22 protein-coding genes and 1 other RNA gene are annotated in these 24,862 nt (G+C 21.7%); 11 read left to right on the forward strand and 12 right to left on the reverse strand.

What is annotated here, in order from left to right; all coding sequences use genetic code 4:
- From wecC to rho, 5 genes are all read right to left on the reverse strand, one after another.
- Positions 1 to 1,260, reverse strand: a complete 1,260-nt coding sequence (gene wecC, locus AAGD61_RS02630; RefSeq protein WP_341764899.1) for a UDP-N-acetyl-D-mannosamine dehydrogenase — start codon at positions 1,258 to 1,260, stop codon at positions 1 to 3.
- Positions 1,250 to 2,386, reverse strand: a complete 1,137-nt coding sequence (gene wecB / locus AAGD61_RS02635; RefSeq protein ID WP_341764900.1) for a non-hydrolyzing UDP-N-acetylglucosamine 2-epimerase — start codon at positions 2,384 to 2,386, stop codon at positions 1,250 to 1,252. Before wecB ends, wecC begins: the two co-directional genes overlap by 11 nt.
- Before the next feature lie 39 nt (positions 2,387 to 2,425).
- On the reverse strand, positions 2,426 to 3,463 hold the full coding sequence (locus AAGD61_RS02640; RefSeq protein ID WP_341764901.1) for a Wzz/FepE/Etk N-terminal domain-containing protein: 1,038 nt from the start codon (positions 3,461 to 3,463) through the stop codon (positions 2,426 to 2,428).
- Positions 3,464 to 3,502: 39 nt separating this feature from the next.
- The gene (gene wecA, locus AAGD61_RS02645) at positions 3,503 to 4,573 is read right to left on the reverse strand and encodes a UDP-N-acetylglucosamine--undecaprenyl-phosphate N-acetylglucosaminephosphotransferase (RefSeq protein WP_341764902.1); all 1,071 of its coding nucleotides are present in this window, start codon (positions 4,571 to 4,573) and stop codon (positions 3,503 to 3,505) included.
- A 277-nt stretch (positions 4,574 to 4,850) separates the two neighbouring features.
- The gene (gene rho / locus AAGD61_RS02650) at positions 4,851 to 6,110 is read right to left on the reverse strand and encodes a transcription termination factor Rho (RefSeq protein ID WP_341764903.1); all 1,260 of its coding nucleotides are present in this window, start codon (positions 6,108 to 6,110) and stop codon (positions 4,851 to 4,853) included.
- 897 nt (positions 6,111 to 7,007) lie between these two features.
- Here rho and AAGD61_RS03285 point away from each other — a divergent pair.
- From AAGD61_RS03285 to AAGD61_RS02665, 4 genes are all read left to right on the forward strand, one after another.
- Positions 7,008 to 7,271, forward strand: coding sequence for a succinate dehydrogenase assembly factor 2 (locus tag AAGD61_RS03285; RefSeq protein ID WP_431307845.1), 264 nt, complete (start codon positions 7,008 to 7,010; stop codon positions 7,269 to 7,271).
- A 706-nt stretch (positions 7,272 to 7,977) separates the two neighbouring features.
- Positions 7,978 to 9,078 (forward strand): peptide chain release factor 2, encoded by a 1,101-nt coding sequence (gene prfB / locus AAGD61_RS02655; protein ID WP_341764904.1) that lies wholly within the window; start codon positions 7,978 to 7,980, stop codon positions 9,076 to 9,078.
- Position 9,079: 1 nt separating this feature from the next.
- Positions 9,080 to 10,579: a lysine--tRNA ligase gene (gene lysS, locus AAGD61_RS02660; protein WP_341764905.1), complete on the forward strand. Its 1,500-nt coding sequence runs from the start codon at positions 9,080 to 9,082 to the stop codon at positions 10,577 to 10,579.
- Between the two features lie 502 nt (positions 10,580 to 11,081).
- Positions 11,082 to 12,011, forward strand: coding sequence for a cation diffusion facilitator family transporter (locus AAGD61_RS02665; protein ID WP_341764906.1), 930 nt, complete (start codon positions 11,082 to 11,084; stop codon positions 12,009 to 12,011).
- Between the two features lie 255 nt (positions 12,012 to 12,266).
- Here AAGD61_RS02665 and ssrA read toward each other — a convergent pair.
- From ssrA to nadK, 4 genes are all read right to left on the reverse strand, one after another.
- Positions 12,267 to 12,635: a transfer-messenger RNA gene (gene ssrA / locus AAGD61_RS02670) on the reverse strand.
- A gap of 33 nt (positions 12,636 to 12,668) precedes the next feature.
- The gene (smpB, locus tag AAGD61_RS02675) at positions 12,669 to 13,130 is read right to left on the reverse strand and encodes an SsrA-binding protein SmpB (protein WP_341764907.1); all 462 of its coding nucleotides are present in this window, start codon (positions 13,128 to 13,130) and stop codon (positions 12,669 to 12,671) included.
- A gap of 234 nt (positions 13,131 to 13,364) precedes the next feature.
- Positions 13,365 to 13,778 carry an outer membrane protein assembly factor BamE gene (gene bamE / locus AAGD61_RS02680; protein WP_341764908.1) on the reverse strand — a complete coding sequence of 138 codons (414 nt, stop codon included), beginning with the start codon at positions 13,776 to 13,778 and terminating at the stop codon, positions 13,365 to 13,367.
- A 197-nt stretch (positions 13,779 to 13,975) separates the two neighbouring features.
- Positions 13,976 to 14,854 carry an NAD(+) kinase gene (gene nadK, locus AAGD61_RS02685; RefSeq protein ID WP_341765303.1) on the reverse strand — a complete coding sequence of 293 codons (879 nt, stop codon included), beginning with the start codon at positions 14,852 to 14,854 and terminating at the stop codon, positions 13,976 to 13,978.
- A 130-nt stretch (positions 14,855 to 14,984) separates the two neighbouring features.
- On the opposite strand from nadK, the gene grpE reads away from it, so the two are divergent.
- Positions 14,985 to 15,560: a nucleotide exchange factor GrpE gene (grpE, locus tag AAGD61_RS02690; RefSeq protein ID WP_341764909.1), complete on the forward strand. Its 576-nt coding sequence runs from the start codon at positions 14,985 to 14,987 to the stop codon at positions 15,558 to 15,560.
- Positions 15,561 to 15,614: 54 nt separating this feature from the next.
- Here the strand turns inward: grpE and ung are convergent, their stop codons facing one another.
- Together ung and nadB are read right to left on the reverse strand one after the other, a co-directional pair.
- The gene (gene ung / locus AAGD61_RS02695; protein WP_341764910.1) at positions 15,615 to 16,283 is read right to left on the reverse strand and encodes a uracil-DNA glycosylase; all 669 of its coding nucleotides are present in this window, start codon (positions 16,281 to 16,283) and stop codon (positions 15,615 to 15,617) included.
- Between the two features lie 223 nt (positions 16,284 to 16,506).
- On the reverse strand, positions 16,507 to 18,105 hold the full coding sequence (nadB, locus tag AAGD61_RS02700) for an L-aspartate oxidase (RefSeq protein ID WP_341764911.1): 1,599 nt from the start codon (positions 18,103 to 18,105) through the stop codon (positions 16,507 to 16,509).
- Between the two features lie 702 nt (positions 18,106 to 18,807).
- On the opposite strand from nadB, the gene lepA reads away from it, so the two are divergent.
- The 6 genes from lepA (at position 18,808) to acpS (ending at position 24,582) form a co-directional block, all read left to right on the forward strand.
- On the forward strand, positions 18,808 to 20,604 hold the full coding sequence (lepA, locus tag AAGD61_RS02705; protein WP_341765304.1) for a translation elongation factor 4: 1,797 nt from the start codon (positions 18,808 to 18,810) through the stop codon (positions 20,602 to 20,604).
- Between the two features lie 21 nt (positions 20,605 to 20,625).
- Positions 20,626 to 21,591 carry a signal peptidase I gene (gene lepB, locus AAGD61_RS02710; RefSeq protein ID WP_341764912.1) on the forward strand — a complete coding sequence of 322 codons (966 nt, stop codon included), beginning with the start codon at positions 20,626 to 20,628 and terminating at the stop codon, positions 21,589 to 21,591.
- A 186-nt stretch (positions 21,592 to 21,777) separates the two neighbouring features.
- Complete coding sequence (rnc, locus tag AAGD61_RS02715) at positions 21,778 to 22,491, forward strand: ribonuclease III (protein ID WP_341764913.1); 714 nt, start codon at positions 21,778 to 21,780, stop codon at positions 22,489 to 22,491.
- Complete coding sequence (gene era / locus AAGD61_RS02720) at positions 22,452 to 23,285, forward strand: GTPase Era (protein ID WP_341764914.1); 834 nt, start codon at positions 22,452 to 22,454, stop codon at positions 23,283 to 23,285. Before rnc ends, era begins: the two co-directional genes overlap by 40 nt.
- Before the next feature lie 167 nt (positions 23,286 to 23,452).
- A complete protein-coding gene (pdxJ, locus tag AAGD61_RS02725; protein WP_341764915.1) occupies positions 23,453 to 24,184 on the forward strand; it encodes a pyridoxine 5'-phosphate synthase in 732 nt (243 codons plus the stop codon).
- Positions 24,184 to 24,582: a holo-ACP synthase gene (gene acpS / locus AAGD61_RS02730; RefSeq protein ID WP_341764916.1), complete on the forward strand. Its 399-nt coding sequence runs from the start codon at positions 24,184 to 24,186 to the stop codon at positions 24,580 to 24,582. Before pdxJ ends, acpS begins: the two co-directional genes overlap by 1 nt.
- 18 nt (positions 24,583 to 24,600) lie before the next feature.
- Here acpS and AAGD61_RS02735 read toward each other — a convergent pair whose 3' ends face one another.
- Complete coding sequence (locus tag AAGD61_RS02735; protein WP_341764917.1) at positions 24,601 to 24,798, reverse strand: YfhL family 4Fe-4S dicluster ferredoxin; 198 nt, start codon at positions 24,796 to 24,798, stop codon at positions 24,601 to 24,603.
- Positions 24,799 to 24,862 lie beyond the last annotated feature (64 nt).

A 24,862-nucleotide genomic window follows, 5' to 3' on the forward strand; every position in this document is an offset into this window, starting at 1 on the left:
CTAAACTCCTTTTTTTATATCTATAAAAAATTTTTTAGAAAAATATGAGTGTTGAATATTTTTAAAAATATCATGATCAACAAGCATTAAAAATATATCTGATTCATCAATAGCTTTTTCTATAGAAACTAATTCAGAAATATATAATAAAGAAGATGGTAAAACATTAATATAAGGCTCAACTATATAAGTTTTTCCTTTATTAAATTTCGCTATTTTTTTCGCTATATATATTGATGGACTTCCGCGTAAATCATCTATATTTGGCTTAAAAGATAAACCAAAACATGCAATTGTAATTTCATGTTCTTTTTTACATATCTTAATTAACAAATTTTTTATAATTTTTTTTACTTGATTAACAACCCAAATTGGTTTGTTATCATTAACAAAACGCGCAGCACGTATAAGAAATGATTCTTCTTTATTTTGATCAATAATAAACCATGGATCTACAGCAATACAATGTCCACCTACACCTAAACCTGGTTGTAAAATATTTACACGAGGATGTCTATTAGCAAGTTTTATTAATTCCAGTGTATTAATATTTTGCTTATGACATATCAAATCTAGTTCATTTGCAAAAGCAATATTTACATCACGAAAACTATTTTCTGTTAACTTACACATTTCTGCTGTTTTTGCATTCGTGATAACACATTTACCCTTAAGAAAAATATTATATAATTCTGTTGCTCGTAAAGATGATTTTTTATTTATTCCACCAATAATTCGATCATTTTTAATTAATTCTTCTATAATTTTACCAGGTATAACCCTTTCAGGACAATATGCTACATCTATATCAGAATCAACTAATTCTTGATGTGGAAAAGTTAAATCATGTCGAATTTCAGACATCCATCTAGATACTTTATCTGTTGTTCCAACAGGAGATGTAGATTCTAAAATAACTAAATCTCCTTTTTTTAATATTAAAGCAATTGATTCTGATGCTGCACGAACATATGTTAAATCAGGTTTTTTATTATCTTTTAAAGGTGTTTGTACTGCAATAATATGTGCATCAGCACACTGTGGTTTACTAAAACCTTTTAAATAACCATCTGCAACAGCAGACTTTACAATTTCATCTAATCCTGGTTCAATAATATGTGTTTTTCCTTTATTGATCATATCAATCACATAATGATTAATATCTACTCCAAACACTTGTTTTTTACAAGATGCAAAAATTGCTGCTGTTGGCAAACCAATATATCCAAATCCAATAACAGAAATAGTATTAAAACTCATATTTTCACCTAATTTTTTTTAATACTTTTATAATACGATAACAAGCTTTTCCATCACCATAAAGATTATGTATCTGACTCATATTTTTATATTCTTCTTTATCAATTAATAATTTGTTTACTTCTTTTACTATTTTTTCTGTATTTGTACCAACAAGACGAGCAACACCAGCTTTTATACATTCAGATCTTTCTGTTTGATTTCTCATGATAAGAACTGGTTTTCCAAGAAATGGAGCTTCTTCTTGAATACCACCAGAATCAGTTAAAATCAAATAAGAAAGATTCATTAAATAAACAAATGACAAATATTCTTGAGGATTAATCAATATAACACGATCAATACCACGTAACATATAATTTATTGGTTCACTTACATTTGGATTTAAATGTACAGAATAAATAATTTGAACATCCAAATGATTTTTAATAATTTCTAAAATAGCAAAACATATATTTTTGAAAGCTTTTCCAAAATTTTCTCTTCGATGACTTGTTACTAAAATTATTTTTTTATTAAAATCTATAAACGAATATTTATCTTTTAATGCTTCTGATATATTTTTATCATTTTTAATTTTATTACATACCCATAATAATGAATCAATAACTGTATTACCTGTAACAAAAATATTATCATTAGGAATTAATTCTTTTAAAAGATTTTTACGTGAATTATACGTTGGTGTAAAATGATATAACGCTAAATTAGCTATTATTTTACGATTACCTTCTTCAGGCCACGGAAAATATAAATTTCCAGTACGAAGACCTGCTTCAATATGTCCAATGTTTATACGATGATAAAAAGAAGAAATACTTGCAGCCATTGTTGTTACAGTATCACCATGCACTAATACAATATCAGGTTGAAATTCATTAAACACTTTTTTCAATCCTTTTAATATAAAACATATAATATTAGTTAAATCTTGCATTGGATACATTATATTAAAATCATAATCTGGTATAATGTTAAATAATTTTAACACTTGATCCAACATTTCTCTATGTTGTGCAGTTACACATATTTTTATTTCAAAACTTTTATCATCTTTTATTAAACGTAATAATGGAGCCATCTTTATAGCTTCTGGTCTAGTACCAAATACACTTAATATTTTCACATTAACTCTCTTAATTTTTTAATTATGTTTTTTAAAAATCTATTTTTTTATCATTTTGTCATTTAAATTACGTCCTTTTAAAAAAACGAATATTACACCAACTAAAAATCCTATTATACCCCATAAAATTGTTATAAATTCTTTTCTTGGACTATCACAATTAATTGGATTTTCAGGTGTTTTTAGATATCTATAACTCTGAAAATCATTTTTAATAACAAGATTTTTATTTATATCTAATAACATATTATTATCATTACAAATATAACTGTTACCAATTTGCAACAATGGGATATCAAACATAAACATTTTATAATAAAAAAAATCATTAATAAAAAAATAGTTTTTATTTTTTATAAAATCTTTTTTTAATACATAATTAAATTTTTCTTTTAACAAATTCAATCTTTCTTCATAAATATCTTTTATATTTATATCTTTTGGTTTTTTAAAAAAATTAAATAACTGCATTTTTGTTTTTAAGATATTTTTAATTTCATTATTCAAATTATTTATAGTACGTGCGTTAGCAAAATCTACATATTTACGCAAAAGTAAATTAGAATCATCTGATGTTTCAGCAATTAATTTAATAGTATTAACATTACTCTTAAAATCATCTGATGATAAAAATTCAATATTATTTATAAGCTCATCTAAAAACGCAATATCTATTTTAGAATTATTTGTCAACCTATTTTTATAATAATTAGTAGTTAACCAAAATTGACGACGAGTATCATATGAAGTTAACTGTTTTATAAATTCTTGATAAACTTCTTTTGTTATTGTTACAAAATCTTCTTGAACAGTTTTATTAACGCATAAATCAAGATTATGAATAAGTTGTTTATTAAAATAATAATAACCAAGATTATTAATAGTTGGTAAGTCTGTAACTGCAGTAGCAGTCCATTTATATTTCATAAAACATGATATAATAAACGCAATAAAAGCAAAAATAATACTAAAAGCAAAAATCAAAAATTTTTTTTTAAAAAATAAACGAAATAAACCACGAATATCTAATTCATATTCCATTAAATATTGATTTTGATTATTATTTGAATTATCCACTATATAAAAAACCTCTATATTTTATATAAAATATTATATCTATCGAAAACGATGTTTAACCCGCTTTATAAAACGAGAAATTTTCCATGCACGTTTTATAAAATACCCATACATTACAAACAAAAACAAAAATAAAAATAACATAACCCATTCCATCATAAATTTTGAATATTCACCAATAATACCAATAATAGCAATAAAAATTGCAAATAATGTAATCAAAATAAAAGCACCTTTTGCTGTAAACCCGGAACGCATAATCAAATGATGAATATGTTGACGATCTGGAGAAAATGGACTCATTCCTTTACGTATTCTACGATACATAATAGCAATCATATCCATTAATGGTATTGCAATCAACCATAATGCTGTAACAGGATTAATAGAATGATATTTACCTTGAGTTGATTCTATTAAAATCCAAATAATAGTAAAACCAATTAAAGTGCTACCAGCATCACCCATAAATACTTTAAAACGAACACCAAAAATCCCAAGATTAAGAAAAATATATGGAATAATAGCTACTATAAAAGCAAAACACCAAAACGCAAGTGCATAATTATTGTTTTTATATAATAAAAAACCTAAAGAACTAAAAAATACTAATGATAAACCTCCTAATAATCCATCTATACCATCTATCATATTAAAAGAATTAATAGACGCCCATACTGCAAACAAAGTCATAATATAACTAAATGGTCCAAGTGATAATTCCCATGGACCAAACGCATTACCTAATGATTCAAGTTTAAGATCTGCTTTAGTCATCATAATAATAGCTATTATTGCTTGAATACCAGCTCTAAATTTTACACTAATATCAAATTTATCATCCAAAATACCAATAAAAACTAATATACCAGAACAAAAAATATACAACCATTTATTAGGAATATATTCGTTAGTAATAATTAATGCAAAACATATACCAAAAAATAAAGATACCCCCCCAACTAAAGGAATAAAACCTACATGCTTTTTTCTAAAATTAGGTTTATCAACTAACTCAAATTTAATTGCAAAAACTCGAGCAATAAAAATAAATACTAATGTAAATAAAAAAACATAAAAAAGACTAATTATAAAATGTATAGTATCCACTATTAATTCTTTTGCCTTTTTATATTATTAAGTACTAAAAATAGATCTAACATAAACTAAAATAATTCATAATTAACTTATAAGTTTTATACGTAAAGTTATTTTATATCTTTAATATTAAATGAATTATAAAATTATAAAACATATTTTTTCTATAAAAAAACAACAAAAACATATTTACTATGTAATATTTTAAATAACGTTATTTTATCAAAAATTAAAAAAAATAAATTAATAAAAATATATATTTTTATAAAAAATAATATACAAATTAAAATTAAGATCTTTTCATAAAATCAAAAAATTCTTCATTTGTTTTCGTCATAGCTAATTTACTAATAAGAAATTCCATAGCATCAATTTCTCCCATTGGATGAATTATTTTTCGTAAAATCCACATTTTTTGTAATTCATCTTGTGATGTTAAAAGCTCTTCTTTACGTGTACCAGATCGATTATAATCGATAGCTGGAAAAACACGTTTTTCTGCTATTTTACGAGATAAATGTAATTCCATATTACCAGTACCTTTAAATTCTTCGTAAATAACTTCATCCATTTTTGATCCTGTATCAACTAATGCAGTTGCAATTATAGTTAAACTTCCACCTTCTTCAACATTACGAGCGGCACCAAAAAAACGTTTAGGTCGATGTAATGCATTAGAATCAACTCCTCCAGTTAAAACTCTACCAGAAGAAGGTACAACAATATTATATGCACGAGCAAGACGAGTAATTGAATCAAGCAAAATAACAACATCTCCTTTATGTTCTACTAAACGTTTTGCTTTTTCAATAACCATATCTGCTACTTGTACATGACGTGTTGCTGGTTCATCAAAAGTTGATGCAATTACTTCGCCGTTAACTAAACGTCGCATCTCAGTTACTTCTTCGGGACGTTCATCTATTAATAAAACAATTAAAATACAATCAGAATAATTAGATGCAATATTCGCTGCAATGTTTTGCAATAACATTGTTTTTCCTGCTTTAGGTGGCGCTACTATCAATCCTCGTTGACCTCGACCAATAGGAGCAGCTAAATCTAAAACACGAGCTGTTAAATCTTCTGTTGAACCATTACCTCGTTCCATACGAAGACGATTATTTGCATGAAGTGGTGTTAGATTTTCAAACAATATTTTACTACGAGAATTTTCAGGTTTATCAAAATTAATTTCATTAACTTTAAGAAGAGCAAAATAACGTTCGCCTTCTTTAGGTGGGCGAATTTTTCCTGAAATTGTATCACCAGTACGTAAATTAAAACGACGAATTTGACTAGGTGAAACATAAATATCATCAGGACCTGCAAGATAAGAACTATCTGAAGAACGTAAAAAACCAAATCCATCCTGTAATATCTCTAAAACACCATTTCCAAAAATATCTTCTCCACTTTTAGAATGTTGTTTTAAAATAGAAAATATAATATCTTGTTTTCTCATACGAGCTAAATTTTCAAGATCAATATTTTCGCCTAAAATAATTAATTCTGACACTGGTTTATTTTTTAATTCAGTAAGATTCATGATGGTGGGGGTTATTAAACTTGGGGGATAATATTTTGAACATTAAACACTTTTTTAATTTAAACAAATAAAAAATAGTTATATTTATTTATGTAATTTTTTTTATAACTAAATTTAATTTGAAACTTTAACGTTCAACACTAAAAAAATTATCAAATATTTATAATATATTTTTTCAAAAAAATTAAAAGTATATTTTTAAATATTGTAAAAAAATTGATTATAACTAAAATATTTTATAAAATAAAATAAAACATGTTATTTTTGTATCTATAACATTATAACATAAATACTTAATAAAAACTAAACAATACAAACATAAAAATAATAATCATAAAAATCAAGTTACCTAACAAACATACTAAATAAAATTTTTTTCATATTACAAAAATATATTTCAAAAAAATAAAACTAATATTATATACATCAAAAAAATAAAAATCAAATAATAAATAAATAAAACAACATATTTGTATATTTAAATTAAAAACAAAAAAAATAATCTAATAACTATATAAAATAAAGATATTTTTTTTATTTTATATAATATAGAAATATTCTAACGGAAACAATTTTATATTATAAACTATAATTTTTAAAAAAACAATAATATATTTTTATAAATTTTACAAAAATAAAATATATAATCTATATATACTATAAAAATAAATAAAATATAATAAAATAATATCAATTACGATTTTTAAAAACTTTATTAAAAATATTAAAAAAACTATATTCTTTAAGTTTTAAAATATTATAATTAATTTAATTATAACAAAATCTTATAAAAATTAGTAATATTATCAAAAAATATTTTTTAAATTATTAACGATTTTTTTAAAAAATTTTCTAAATTTTTTTTAAAACTAAATATAAAAAAAATAATAATAAAAAATGAACATTAAAAATAAAAAAAAAATTTATTTAAATTGCAGACGCAGTATGAGAGAATTAGATTTTTTAATCTTATTTTTCGAACAAGAATATGATAATCTTTTTTATGAAGAAAAACGTGCATTTTACCATCTCTTAAAATTTAATGATCACTATATAATTAATTTTTTAACCAATTATAAAACTCCAAAAAATAAAAATTTAATAAATATAATAAAACTTATTCAAACAAAATATTTACATAATAAAATAATTAAAACTTAAAAAAATAACAAAACATTATATTTTTTTTAAAAATAAAATATACGTTAAATTATTATTATAAAATATTAATAAGATATTTTTTTATGTATTTTTTTTTAATATTTAAATAAACAAAACAATAAAATTATTAATCAAGTATTTTTATTTGAAAATTATTTCAAATAAAAATACTTGATTACCATAAAACCATAAATATAGTAAATATAAGTTTATAACTGTATACTAACGTATAATATCATATATTCATTTTTAAACAACATTTTTTAAAATAAATAAGATACTTGAAACATAAAATATATAAAAATTAATATTTTTTTTAAAATTAAAATAAAAAATAAGAAATATATTAAGCATATAAATAAAAACTATATAACTTATTAAAATATAATGAATTAATAAAATTAACTAATTATATTAAATATAATAATATATAATTTAATAAAGTAAAATATTATTACAACTAATATTTTTTTATAAATAACAAAAAAACTATTTTCATATTCAATAATAAACCATTAAATATTTTAATTTATTTTTTAATAAAAATAATATTTAATATTTATAAAAAAATATTTTTTATAAAAATAAATGATAATTATAAATACTTTAACAATATAAATAATTTATCAAAAAAAACTATAAAACAAGCATAAATATAAAAATATAATACAATTATAGATAAAAACATAAATAAAAAAAATACAAAATGACTTTTGAAAAAAAACAAATAAAAAGTAAAATTCAATATATATTTGAACGAATAATTATATTAAAAAATTTTTTTGATTATAATAAAAAGAAAAAACGAATAGAAGAAATTAATCAAATACTTGAACAACCGTATATCTGAAAAAAAATTAAACAAATAGAAATTTTAAATAAAGAACGTTCATTTCTTAATACAATAATCAATAATATTGATCAATTAATTAAAAAAAATGAAGATATTAAAAGTTTATTAGAACTTGCATTAGAAATAAATGATGAAGAAGCATATAATGAAATATCTTTTGAACTTAATCAATTACAAAACAAATTAATTGAACTTGAATTTCACAGAATGTTTTCTAAAGAATATGATATATCTAATTGTTATATTGATTTACAAGCTGGATCAGGAGGAATTGAAGCACAAGATTGGACAAACATGTTACTTCGTATGTATTTACGTTGGGCTGATTCAAAAGAATTAAAAACAGAAATAATTGAAGAATCTTTTGGTGATATTACTGGCATAAAATCCGCAACAATAAAAATTATAGGTAATTATGCTTACGGGTGGTTACGTACAGAAACAGGTATTCATAGATTAGTACGTAAAAGCCCATTTGATTCATGCAAGCGACGTCATACATCATTTAGTTCAGTATTTATCTATCCTGAAATTGATAATAAAATAAATATTGAAATTAACTTATCTGATTTACGAATTGATGTATATAGATCATCTGGAGCTGGTGGACAACATGTTAACAAAACAGAGTCTGCAGTACGAATAACACATATTCCAACAAATATTGTAACACAATGCCAAAACGATCGTTCGCAACATAAAAATAAAGATCAAGCCATGAATCAATTAAAAGCAAAACTTTATAAATTAGAAATCCAAAAGAAAAATGAAAATAAACAAGCCATTGAAAAAAATAAATTAGATATTTGTTGGGGGAATCAAATTCGTTCTTATATACTAGATGATGCAAGAATAAAAGATTTACGAACTGGTATAGAAACACGTAATATACAATCAGTATTAGATGGTGATTTAGATAAATTTATTAAAGGTAGCCTAAAAATAGGACTTTAAAATGTCTCAAGAACAAGATTTTAATAATTCAAATAACGAATTTATTAATCGTAAAAAAAAATTATATGACTTTCATAAAAAAAATATTCCTTTTCCAAATGATTTTCGTCGTGAAAACACTTCAGATGAACTTCATAATAAATATGATAATAAATCAATTGAAAAATTAAAAAAATTAAATATAAAAGTATCAATTGCTGGTCGAATGACAACTCGACGTATCATGGGTAAAGCATCATTTGCAACATTAAAAGACATTGGAGGATACATTCAAATTTATGTTTCTCAAAATAACTTATTAAAAAATTTATATTACAAACAATTTAAAATATTTGATTTAAGCGATATTTTAGGTGTAAAAGGAATCTTATTTAAAACAAAAACCAATGAATTAACTATTCGTTGTCATGAAATTTATTTATTAACAAAAGCACTTAGACCATTGCCAAATAAATTTCATGGATTAATAAATCAAGAAATGAAATACCGTCAACGATATCTTGATTTAATTTCAAATGATGATTCTCGTAATACATTTATTATAAGATCTAAAATTTTATTAGAATTACGATATTTTATGGCTAAAAATAATTTTATAGAAGTTGAAACTCCATTAATGCATATGATTCCAGGAGGAGCTTCAGCACGTCCATTTATTACACATCATAATGCATTAAATACTGATATGTATCTAAGAGTTGCACCTGAATTATACTTAAAAAGATTAGTTATTGGTGGTTTTGAACGAATATTCGAAATAAATCGTAGTTTTAGAAATGAAAATTTATCTACATCTCATAATCCTGAATTTACAATGATGGAACTTTATATAGCATATGCTAATTATCATGATTTAATAAAATTAATTGAAAAATTATTAAGAACACTAATAGAAAATATATTAAAAAAAACAATCATCCAATATGGAAAACAAGAATTAGATTTTAGCAAACCATTTAATAAATTAACAATGAAAGAAGCTATTTGCAAATATAATCAAAAAATAAAAATCACAGATCTTAATTGTAAAAATAAAATAATTTCTATAGCTAAATCATTTGAAATAAAAATTGATAAAAATTGGGGATTAGGACGAATTCAATTTGAACTTTTTGAAAAACTAGTAGAAAAGCATTTAATTCAACCAACGTTTATAACAGAATATCCAACAGAAATTTCACCTTTAGCGCGTTGCTGTAATGATAATCCATTTATTACAGAACGATTTGAATTATTTATAGGAGGACGTGAAATTGCTAATGGATTTTCTGAATTAAATGATTCAGAAGAACAATCTAAACGATTTATTATGCAAATAAATAAAAAAGAAAAAAATGAACAAATATTTTATGATAAAGACTATATAACTGCATTAGAATATGGATTACCACCAACAGCTGGTTTAGGAATTGGAATTGATCGTGTTGTAATGTTATTAACTAATAAACATACTATTCGCGATGTTATTTTTTTTCCAATTTTACGTAACATAAAACTTTAATAAATCATATTAAAAATAATTTACTATTAATTTTTTTTAAAAAAATACAACTAATTTTTTATTAAATTTATATTTAATAATTAAAAAAAACAATTATAGTTTTAACAATAAAACAAAAAAATAACAAAATATAATAAAATAATATTTTATTTAATATTTTTAATTAAAATATTTTAAAAATAATATAATTATTTTAAAGATAATTTTATTTTTTCTTTTATTTTATAAGCAAATAATTTTATAATTATGTTTACAAAAATTATTTTTTCTATATTACAACTAATATATTATATTTTTATTTAAAAATACACTTTTAATGATATATATTATTTTATAAATATAAAAAAATTTTCCGAAAGCTTTAAAAAGATAATACATCTTATATATATTATTTTAATTTATATAATACAATTTTTTTAAAATAATTTTAAAAAATAAAAAAACAAAACATCTATAAATATACTAAAATATATAAAAATGATTTTATCATATAAAATATTTTATGAACAATTATAAAATTAACAAAAAAAAATATTATTTTAAAAAAAATAAAAATAAATTTAAAATAATTAAAAACTGTATTTTAATTAGCAGCATAACAAATATAATTTTGTCTGTTCTTCAAATTTTTATTGGTATTTTTTCACATTCTTCAAATTTAATTGCAGATAGCATACATACATTATCAGACTTAATTATTGATTTAATAATATTAATCACTAATAAAAAAAGTCAAAAAAAACCAGATCAAGAACACCCTTATGGACATTTACGTTATGAAAACAGAACTTCATTAATTTTAGGTATATTTTTATTAATTATTGGAATATGGATGGAATACTCTGCTATACAAAAAATATTAAATCCAAATTTTTTTCACGAAATTCATATAATAGCTTTATTTACTGCTTTTATATCAGTTCTTATAAAAGAAATATTATCTCGTTATATAATTTATATAGCAAATAAAATTAACTCAAAAATGTTAATTACTAATGCGTGGCATATACGTTTAGATGCCATATCTTCATTTATTGTAGCAATAGGAATAACTGGAAATTTATTAGGATTTTATATCCTTGATCCAATTGCATTATTAATTATCGGGATATTTATTATTCATATTGGATTTAAATTTAGTAATCAATCTATGCAAGATTTAATAGATAAAGGAGCTGATAAAAATACTTTACAAAAAATTTATGATATTTTAAATAAAATAAAAGAATTAAAAGGTTATCACGATCTAAAAACACGTAAATCTGGAGATTTTTATTTAATTGATATACATTTAGAATTAGATGGAAATCTAACAATAACTCAAGGGCACAAAATAGCTACAAATGTAAAAAAAAAACTTATGGAAAATTCATTTATAATAAATGTAATGATACACATAGATCCTTATAAAAAAAATTTTTATATATATTAAATTAGTATTTTTATAAATTTTATATAAAATACATATAATTAATTTAAAATTAATAATTAATGTTTTATTTATATACATAAAATTTAAAAAAAATAACAAAAAAAATAAAATAATATAAATAAATTATTTTATTTTTTTAATAAAATTAAATATAATTTTTTTTAATTATAAAAACTTAACTTATATAAAAACAGATTAATATAAAACACTTAAAATTTTCATACGTTTAAAATTTTAAACAACATGATTATTTAATCATGGAGCTGGCGGGAATTGAACCCGCGTCCGAAATTTTTTAGATCTTTGGCGCTACATGCTTAGTCTATTAAATAATTTCTTTTTTAGATAAAACAGACATACAACTAAAAAAATATTCTGATTTAATTTTTAACGTTTTAATCTCAGAAGAAATATCAAACGCAATCTTTTAAATTTTAAACTCTAATATACCTTTATTCTAAAAGAAAAAAATTTTAAGGACAGAGTACTATACAGTGTATTAAGCTGCTAGTGAATAACTTCTATTATTTGCTACTATTTTTTTACGGCTTTTTAACGAGGCCTACCGTACCTCGACATGCACCTGTAGATTTTATAAATTACGTCAAATTCCATATCAGCCCCAAACTTTAAAAGTATACTGTATAATTATAAAAATTACAATCTTTTTTTTAATATACGTTCTTTATTTATTTTCCATTCTCGTTTTTTCATTTCTAAACGTTTATCATATCTTTTTTTACCTTTTGCTATACCAATTTTTGCTTTACATAATGCATTTTTCCAATATAAAAAAATCACAACAACAGTATATCCTTTTATATTAATTTTATCATAAATAAATTTCAATTCACGTTTATTTAGAAGTAATTTTCTATTTCGTACAGGATCATTTAACATATAAGAAGATGTATTATTTAATGGTGTAAAATTTGAACCAAATAAATAAGCTTCATTATTTTTTAATGAAATATAACTATTATTTATATTAACATTGCCAGTACGTAATGCTCTAACTTCCCATCCTTGCAATAATAAACCTGCTTCAATTTCTTTCTCAATAAAATATTCATAATAAACCATTTTGTTTCTAACAATAATTGATAATTTTTTTATCATAATTTATATAATCATTTCACTAAAATTTATAAGTTAAAAATATATAAAATATTTCAAAATAACAAGAAAATTAAATATTTTTATTAATAAAAATATCTTATCTATCATAAGATATTTTTTATATTTTTAACAATTAAAAAAATTAATTAAAAAATAATATTAAATAGCAATAATCTATAAAAAAATTTTTTTATAATAAACAAACTTAAATAAAATTATTTTTTTAAAATAAAACTATTCTATTTTTTTAAAATTAATTAAAATTCCTTTTTTGTTAAAATAAAGTATTAATGACTTTTGTTTTATTAAATTTATACTTAAATTTTGACGAAAAATATAAAACCAAGTTTCTGTACCAAAAGGATCTGTTAGCATTGGATAACCCAAAATATAAACTATTTGTTCTTGTGTCATCCCATTTTTAATTTTATTAATATCTTTTTCAGTAAAATAATTACCTTGATAAATATTTTGATTATAAATCAAATTATCTAAAATTGAACACTGTGTACACATTGAAAAAATTATTAAATTAACAACTAATAATTTACAAAATAAAAAATATTTATTTTTAAAAAAATTAATATCAGATAATAATTTACATTGTAAATTTAATTTGAAATAATTTATTTTTTTTATTATTAACATAATTTAATCACTTTATAATAAAATCAACATAAAATATAATAATAAAATAATGACATTATCATATATATTAGAATTAAAAATTCTATATATTTTATATAAAAATTATTTTATCTGATTTTAATTTAAATATTAATATAAAATTATTTTTCATAAAAATAAATAATAAAAAATATATTTTTTATTAAATAATTTTAAAATTAAAAATTTTTTCTTGACCAACCTAATTTTGTATTAAGTGTGTTAAAGTAATCATATTCTAACGGATGTATTAAATTAAAAAATTTATTACTACGTTTTATTACAACCTCTTCTTCATCTCTTACAGATAAAGTAATTTGAGTATCACAACTAATTTTATAATTAATTTTAGAGCTTAAAAATTTTAACCTAATAACACTATCATTATTAATAATTAATGGACGTGATGATAATGTATGCGGGAACATAGGAAGTAATACAATTGCTTCTAAATCAGGTGTTAAAATTGGACCACCTGCAGATAATGAATATGCAGTTGAACCAGTTGGTGTTGCAACAATTAATCCATCAGAACGTTGAGAAAAAGCAAATTTTTCATTAATATATACTTCAAAATCAATCATATCAGCTATTTCACCAGAATGTAAAACAATTTCGTTGATTACAATATTTTTAAAAAAATTACGATTTGAATTAATAATTTTTACTTCAAGTAAAAAACGTTTTTCTTCGATATAAAAACCATTTAAAACATAAGAAAGTTGCTGTAATACATTATTAAAATCAAGATCAGTTAAAAATCCTAATTTTCCACAATTTATACCAATTATTTTAATATTATAATTCGAAAAAAATCTTGCAGCACTAATCATGCTCCCATCTCCTCCTATTACAATTATTAAATCAGTAAGATTAGCAATTTCAATTAAAGTTCCTGTTATTAAATTTTTTAGTTTTAAATCATTAGTTATATTTTTATCTACAATAATATTATATTTGTTTGAAATCAACCATGTATAAACTAATTTAAAAATATCAAAAAATTTAAAATATTTTTTATATCCAACAATTCCAATTGTTTTAAATTGTAGTTTTATTTTTTCATTATTTTTTTGCATATATATACACTTTTTAACCTAAAATTATATAAATTCTCTTGAATCTACATTTTACACCCCCATAATAATTTCGCATAATGTGGTTAATATAAAATAAACGGAGATACTCATGAACAATAAAGATAATAGCTTTAATAATGAGCAAGTTTCTGAAGAAGAAAAATCACAAGATATGCAATTAAACCAAAATACCACCAACCAAGAAACAAATGAAGAAAATTTAAAAAAACGTATTACAGAACTTGAAGAAGTCTTAGAAAAATCTAAAAAAATAGAACGAGATACTATATTACGCGCACAAGCAGAAGTCGAAAATATAAAACGTCGTACTGAACAATATATTGAAAAAGCACATAAATTTGCACTTGAAAAGTTTTTAAGTGAATTATTACCAATAATAGATAATTTAGAACGTGCTATAGAATCAATTAATAACAATGATGAAAAATCAAAAACAACAGAAGGTTTAAATTTAACATTAAAAACTTTTTTAGATATTATAAGTAAATTTGGTATTAAATCGATATCTGAAGAAAATATACCATTTAATCCCGAAATACACCAAGCTATATCAATGATAGAATCATCAAAACACAAACCAGGAAACGTTCTAAATATAATGCAAAAAGGATATATACTAAATAATAGATTACTAAGACCAGCAATAGTTACTGTCTCTAAATAATTTCTAAAAAAATGGGATTTATTTAAATCCCATTTTAATACTATAACATAATTATTACAAAGTTCAATCTATTGGAGTTCTACCTTGTTTTATTAAAATATCATTAGATTTTAAAAAATGTTTGCATCCAAAAAAACCGTTATAAGCAGAAAAAGGTGAAGGATGGGAAGCTTTTAATATAAAATGACGATTTGTGTTAATAATTTTATCTTTTTTTTGTGCATATTTCCCCCATAATAAAAATATAACACCAGAAGTATATTTACTAATATATAAAATTATTTTATCAGTAAATAAATCCCAACCAATATTTGCATGAGAATTAGGTATACCATGTTCAACTGTTAATATACTATTTAATAAAAAAACTCCTTGATAAGCCCATTTAAGTAAATATCCATGATTTGGAATTTGAAAACTCGATATATTTTGTTTTAATTCTTTATAAATATTAATTAAAGATGGTGGTATTTTAATTCCAGGTTTTACTGAAAAAGAAAGACCATGAGCTTGTCCAAAACCATGATAAGGATCTTGTCCTAAAATAACTATTTTTATATCTTTAAGCTCAGTATAAAGAAATACATTAAATATATCATTTTTTGATGGATAAATAATTTTCCCATTTTTTCTTTCTTTTGAAAGATATAATAAAATTGATTTAAAATAAAATTGTGTTTTTTCTTTATAAAAGAAATCTGACCAAGTTGCATTATTAAACATATATTTTTTAAAAATAATTATTTTTAAATCTTAAATAAATAGTAAATTAATAAATTAATTATTATTAATAAATAAAAAATTAACTTTTATATAAAAAAAATAAAAATTGATCATTTGAATTAATATAAAATAATATTTAATAAGTATTATTTTAAAGCAAAATATTCTTAAAAATAAAATTAAATACTAATTATAGTTAATATTATTTTTAAAATATTTATATTTACGGAATTAAAATAGTAGGACCAGATATTTTAAACTTTGTTGGATAATCTAAAATATGATGTAATCCACGACTTTCTTTACGATTTAAAGCACATCGTATCATTAATTCAGAAACTTGTACGAGATTTCTTAAATCTAATAAATTAGATGAAATTTTAAATTCAGAATAATAAAAAAAAATTTTTTGTTTTAGTAGATTAATATGATTCAATGCATATTTTAAACTGCTAGTTGTTCTAACAACACCCATATGATCCCACATAATTAATTTTAAATTATTCAAATCATGTTTTATTATATCATCATTAATATTTTTCTTTTTGATTTTATAAAAATCTAAAGATTTTTCTATATCAATAATATATTTAGTTGTATTAATAATATTTTCTGATGACGACCAAGCATATACTAAACACTCTAATAATGAATTAGATGCCATACGATTTGCACCATGAAAACCAGTATAAGCTACTTCACCAATAGCATATAAATTTTCAATATCAGTCATACCAAACTTATTAACAATAACACCACCACATGTATAGTGTGCAGCTGGAACAACTGGAATACTATCTTTAGTTAAATCCAATCCAAATTCCATTAATTTTTTATAAATACCTGGAAAATGTTTTTTTATAAAATCAGATGACTTATGAGTTATATCTAAATACATACAATTAACACCAAGACGATTCATTTCTTTATTCATAGCTAAAACAACAATATCTCGTGGAGCTAATTCATAGCGACTATCATATTCTTTCATAAAACGAGTTCCATCATATCGTTTTAAATAAGCACCTTCACCTCGTAATGCTTCTGTTAATAAAAAATTATGAGACTGTTTATGAAACAAACAAGTTGGATGAAATTGATTAAATTCTAAATTTGCAACACGACAACCAGCGCGCCACGCCATAGCAATACCATCACCAGTTGAAATATCTGGGTTTGTAGAATATTTATATACTTTTGATGCTCCTCCTGTAGCTAATATTAAAATTTTTGATTTTATTATTTCAACTCGTTTAAATTGTATATTCCATACATAAGTACCAATAACAATACGATTATTTTCTTTTATATATGTTTTTTTTACAATTAAATCTATCGCATTAAAAAATTCTTTTACAAAAATATTTTTATGTTTTAAAACAAGATTTATTAATTTTGTCTCAATTTCCTTACCAGTAAAATCTGTGCAATGCAATATTCTACGATGACTATGCCCTCCTTCTTTTGTTAAATGATATTTATTTTTATTTATACTATTATATTCCATATCAAATGATATACCTTGTTCTGCAAGCCATTGTATACATTTCTGTGAATTTGAAATAATAAATTCAACTATAGATTTTTCACAAATATCTAAACCAACATTTAAAGTGTCTTTTATATGAGATTCAATACTATCGTTTTCATTAAAAACAGAAGCTATACCACCTTGTGCATAATAAGATGCACATTCATTTATTTTGTTTTTACTAATTAAAATTATTTTATAAAATGAAGCTAATCTCAAAGCAGCAGATAACCCCGAAATACCACTTCCAATAATTAATATATCAGTATAATGACATATTGTTTTATTCATAAATTAATGTTATTCAACGTAAAAAATTTTATACTAATTTGTATAAAATAAATAAATATTTGTATATTAATTAAAATTAATTATTGCATAAAAAAAATAATTTTTAAAAAATAATCAAATAAAATATTATAATAATGATAAATTTTACATAAAAATAATACACAAAGCAAATTAAATCAATTTTAATATAAAATATCAATTTTAAAATCTATAAAATATATATTATTTTTTTTAAAAAAAATTTTTTAAAAATATTCAAAAAATATTTTTTTTAAATAAAATAAACATTATTTAAATTACATATATAAAATTCACATATATATTTTAAAGAAATAAATATATTAATTTAATGTTAATAATATATAATATATTTAACTTTTATATAACTTAACAAATTATTATTATCTAAATTAAAAAATAACTAATTTTAAACTTAATATACAAAAAATAATAACTTATGACTATTATATAATTACAATTATAAATAAATTAAAAAATATCAAAAATTATACTTTTATAATAAATCAAATACATTATAACAAACTATAAAATTTTAATAAATAATATATATAATTTAAAAATAAAAAAATAAACATAATTTTTTGTTTATATAATTACATACAAAATAATAAAATTATATTAAACAAATAAAATATTAATCCATTAATTACTTTTTTAGTTTTAAGAAGATATATTTTGAATATAAAAAACATAAGAAATTTCTCTATTATAGCTCATATTGATCACGGAAAAACAACTTTTTCAGATCGAATTATTCAAATTTGTGACGGTTTAACAAAACGAGAAATGAAAACACAAATTCTAGATTCTATGGATTTAGAACGTGAACGTGGTATAACAATTAAAGCTCGTAGCGTAACATTAATTTATAAAACATTAAACAACGACTTTTATCAATTAAATTTTATAGATACCCCCGGTCATGTAGATTTTTCATATGAAGTATCTCGCTCATTATCTGCATGTGAAGGAGCTCTTTTAATTATAGACGCAACACAAGGTGTAGAAGCACAAACCATTGCTAACTGTTACACAGCAATTGAAATGAATATAGAAGTTATACCTGTTATTAATAAAATTGATTTAATATCAGCAAACCCTAAACGTGTTATTAAAGAAATTGAAGATATTATAGGACTTGATGCACATAATGCTCTTACATGTTCAGCAAAAACTGGATTTGGTATACAAGAAATTATAGAAGAAATAATAAAAAAAATACCGCCACCAAGTGGAAATAGTAATGCACCATTACAAGCATTAATTATTGATTCATGGTTTGATAATTACCTAGGTGTTGTATCTCTTGTTCGTATAAAAAATGGAACATTAAAAAAAGGTAATAAAATTAAAGTAATGAGTACTAATCAAATATATAATGTAGATTATTTAGGTATTTTTACACCAAAACAAATTCATAGAGATATATTAAACTGCGGAGAAGTAGGTTGGTTAATCTGTGGAATCAAAAATATAACAGGAGCACCTGTAGGAGATACATTAACATGTGCTAATCATCCTGCAAAAGAAATATTACCTGGGTTCAAAAAAATAAAACCACAACTTTACACTGGTCTATTTCCAATTGATTCTAATAAATATAAATTTTTATTAAATGCACTAAATAAATTAAGTTTAAACGATTCATCTTTATTTTTTGAACCAGAAACCTCAAAATCTTTAGGATTTGGTTTTCGTTGTGGCTTTCTAGGTATGCTACATATGGAAATTATAAAAGAACGCTTAAAACGTGAATATAAACTCGATCTTATAATAACAGCACCAACAGTAATTTATGAAATAATACAAACAAACAATAACATCATATATATAGATAATCCTTCAAAGCTACCTGCCAGTAATTTAATCAAAGAAATAAAAGAACCTATTGCTGAATGCCATATTTTAACACCAAAAGATTATCTAGGTAATATAATTACAATTTGTTCAGAAAAACGAGGTATTCAAATTAATATGATTTATCATGTAGAACAAGTTTCATTGGTATATCATATTCCTATGTCTGAAATTATATTAGACTTTTTTGATCGATTAAAATCAATATCTCGCGGTTATGCATCTTTAGATTTTACATTTAAACATTTTCAAAAATCTGATATAGTACGTATTGATATTGTTATTAACAATGAACGAGTTGATGCTTTATCGTTAATAACTCATAAAACAAACTCACATTATCGAGGACAGGAATTAATAAAAAAAATAAAAGATTTTATTCCTCGTCAACAATTTAATATTGCAATAAAAGCTACAATTGGAAATAATATTATAGCTAGTTCTACAATAAAACAATTACGAAAAAATGTTACAGCAAAATGCTATGGTGGTGATATTACACGCAAAAAAAAATTATTACAAAAACAAAAAAAAGGAAAAAAACGTATGAAACAAATTGGTAATATTTCTATACCCAAAGAAACTTTTCTTGCAATATTACAAGTTAATAAGAATAATTAATCAACTATATGGAGTAAGAAATTGTTAAATAACTTTTCATTAATTTTAATGTTTGCAACATTAATATCCGGTGTTTTTTGGTGTTGCAAAAAATTTAATTTTTGTTTTAATCATAAAAACAATTTAAAACAATTAAAAGAAAAAAACAATTTCTTATTAAAAAACAAATCTATAAAACATATTAATAAATTTTTATTTATAGATACAATCAGCTCAATGTTTCCTGTATTCGGAATTGTATTTATTATACGTTCATTTATCTATGAACCTTTTCAGATACCTTCAGGATCAATGATGCCAACATTACTAATTGGTGATTTTATATTAGTTGAAAAATTTACGTATGGAATAAAAAATCCAATCACACAAAAAACATTAATAAAAACAGGTAAACCAAAACGTGGAGATATTGCTGTATTCAAATATCCAAAAGATCCAAAAATTAATTTTGTAAAACGTATTATTGGATTACCAAATGATAAAATTATTTATGATCTAGACAATAAAGAAATAATAATATATCCTAACTATAATAGTAATAAACACACAAAACGATTACATATTAATTATAGTTTATTAAAACTTAGCGAATGGACTATATTTTTTAATATTGATTCTTTAAGTAACACAAAAAAAGGAAATTATAAAATTCCTATTAACAAAAAACTACCGAATAATGCACTTAGACAATATGAACGAACAGAAACATTAGATAATATAAAACATCAAATTCTTGATATTAAACAAATATCTACAATACCAATTTTTTCACAACAAGGAATGCCACAAAATGAATGGATTGTACCAGAAAATCATTATTTTATGATGGGAGACAATAGAGATAATAGTTCAGATAGTCGTATGTGGGGTTTTGTTCCAAAACAAAATCTTATTGGACGAGTAGTTTTTATATGGCTAAGTTTTGAAAAACAAGCAAACGAATGGCCAACCGGGATTAATTTTAATCGAATTAATTCAATTAATTAATATTTATTTTATAATTATAAATATTAATTATTACATATTCAAAAATCCAAAAAAATATATATTATTATTTTTCAAAATTATCTTATAAAATATTTTAAATAAAAGTATACAAATCTTAACAGATTTTAAAAACTATTTATCTTGTAGTTATATAATATTTGTTTATTATTTAAATTATGTATATTTATGAATCATCTTTTATTAAAAAAATTACAACATAAACTTAATTATCAATTTAAAAGAAATGAATTATTAATTCAAGCATTAACACACAGAAGCTTAAGTAATATTCATAATGAACGATTAGAATTCTTAGGAGATTCTATATTAAGTTTCGTTATTTCTAATTATTTATACCATAATTTTCCAAATGTAAATGAAGGTGATATGAGTCGTATGAGAGCAACGCTTGTACGAGAAAATACATTAGCTGAAATAGCTCGCGAACTTAAATTAGGCAATTATTTACGTTTAGGACCTGGTGAGTTTAAAAGTGGTGGTTTCCGCAGAGAATCAATTCTTGCTGATGCAATAGAAGCTATAATCGGAAGTATTTTTCTTGATAGTAACATGCAAACAATTGATAAAATTATATTAAATTGGTATCAAAATAGACTTAATATAATTAGTCCAGATAAACAAAAAGATCCTAAAACAAGATTACAAGAATATTTACAAAGTAAACGTTTAGGATTACCAAATTACATAGTAATAAAAGTTAAAGGTGAAGCACATGATCAAGAATTTACAATTAGCTGTAAAATCGACGGAGTTAATCAAATAATTAACGGAATTGGCTCAAGTCGTCGTAAAGCTGAACAAGCAGCAGCAGAAAAAGTATTAAAAATACTGGAGATTAAATGACAAAAACTAAAACATATTGCGGTTTTATTAAAATAATTGGACAACCAAATGTCGGTAAATCAACGCTTTTAAATAAATTATTAGGAAAAAAAATTTCTATCACATCTAAAAAACCACAAACAACACATCAATGTATCATGGGAATAAAAACAATAAATAATTATCAAATTATTTACATAGATACTCCAGGAATATCTTTTAAAAAAAACACAACTATTAATACATCTCTAAAATCAATAAATAATGTTGAATTAATAATTTTTATTGTTGACAAAATAATTTTAACAGATAATGATTTAATATTATTATCTAAATTAAAAAAATTACATAATAATATAATTTTAGTAATTAATAAAATTGATAAAATAATTGATAAAAAAAATATACTCCCATATATTAAATTTATTAGTAAAAAAATAAATTTTATTCATATATTACCAATCAGTGCAAAAAAAGAAATAAATATTAATATACTATCTAAAATAATAAATAAATATATTCCTGAATCTAAACATTTTTTTACAAAAAATAATATTACTGACAAATCTAAAGAATTTATAGCTTCCGAAATTATCCGTGAAAAATTAATACGATTCCTTGGTGATGAATTACCATATTCTACAAATGTAAAAATAGAAAATTTTCATATTAAAAAAAATAATTTATTTATAATCAAAGGGTTAATTTTAATAAAACGACCTAATCAAAAAAAAATAATTATTGGTAAAAATGGTAATAAAATAAAAAAAATTGGAACTGAAGCACGTATTAGTATGGAAAAATTTTTTGAATATAAAGTACATTTAAAAATTTGGATTAAAATTATATAAAAAAATAAATATTATTATAAACAAACATTATAATTATATAAACATACAATAAAAATACATATTTATATAAAAATGTACATTTATTAAAAGTAAATAAAATAAAAAATATAGTTAAAAGTAATTTATATTAAAAATAATAAAAAATTATTATTTTAAGGAATACAACAATGAATAAAATATTATTAGGAATAAATATTGATCATATTGCAACATTAAGAAATGTAAGAGGAACAAATTATCCTGATCCTATACAAGCTGCTTTTATTGCGGAAGAAGCTGGTGCTGATGGAATAACTGTTCATTTACGAGAAGACCGTCGTCATATTACAAATAGAGATTTAAAATATTTATCTAAAACTATTTCAACAAAAATAAATTTAGAAATGGCAGTAACCGATGAAATGATAAATATTGCATGTTCTATAAAACCAACTTTTTGTTGTTTAGTTCCAGAAAAACGAGAAGAGATTACAACTGAAGGTGGATTACCTGTTACTAAACAAAAAAAAATAATTTTTAAAGCAATACAAAAATTAAAAAATGAAGGAATTTTGGTTTCTTTATTTATTGATCCAGATTATGAACAAATAAACGCTGCTAAAGAAATCGGTGCATCATTCGTTGAAATACATACAGGAATTTTTGCAAATTCAAAAACAATACAAGAACAAAAATTACAACTTCATCGAATACATAAAACTGCAAAATACGCATCAAATAAAGGACTTAAAGTTAACGCTGGACATGGTTTAACATACCATAATACTTATGAAATAGCACGTTTACAAGAAATTTATGAACTCAATATCGGACATTCAATTATTAGCCGTGCTATTTTTACTGGATTAAGTAAAGCAATATTAGATATGAAAAAAATATTAACAGAAGCACGTAAATAATGACTATTATAGGATTAGGAATAGATCTTGTTAAAGTTTCACGAATTGAATCTATTATTCAGAAATTTAAAAATGAATTTGCAAAACGAATATTAACTAAAAATGAATTTATTCAATATCAACAACAAAATAATAAAGCTAAATTTTTGGCTAAACGCTTCGCAGTAAAAGAAGCAGCATCAAAAGCTTTAGGAACAGGTATTCAAAACATTATAACATTCAATCAATTTGAAATTATTAACAATAAAATTGGAAAACCATTATTAAAACTAAATGGAAAAGCGTTAAAATTAGCAAATAATTTAAATGCTACTAATTTTTATGTTTCAATAACAGATGAACGTAGCTATGCATTAGCTATTGTTATAATAGAAAGTATAATTTTAAAAATAAAATAAAATAAACAACAAAATATTTTATTTTATTTTTTTTATAATAACATTAGTAATTGGACAAACTAACTGACAATTTGGTTCATTATAATAATTAATACATTCAGTACATAATTTTTGATCTATTTCATAAAACTTTTTACCAAAATAAATTGCATTATTTGGACATTCTAATTCACAAACACCACAATTTACACAACGTTTTGTTATAATTAAGCTCATAATTATTTTTGTAATTAAATATCTAAAAAATTTTTTATAATTTTTATATATTTAATTTTTTTAA

It is taken from the genome of Candidatus Providencia siddallii (assembly GCF_964026685.1).
Classification (GTDB): Bacteria; Pseudomonadota; Gammaproteobacteria; order Enterobacterales; family Enterobacteriaceae; genus Providencia_A; species Providencia_A siddallii_A.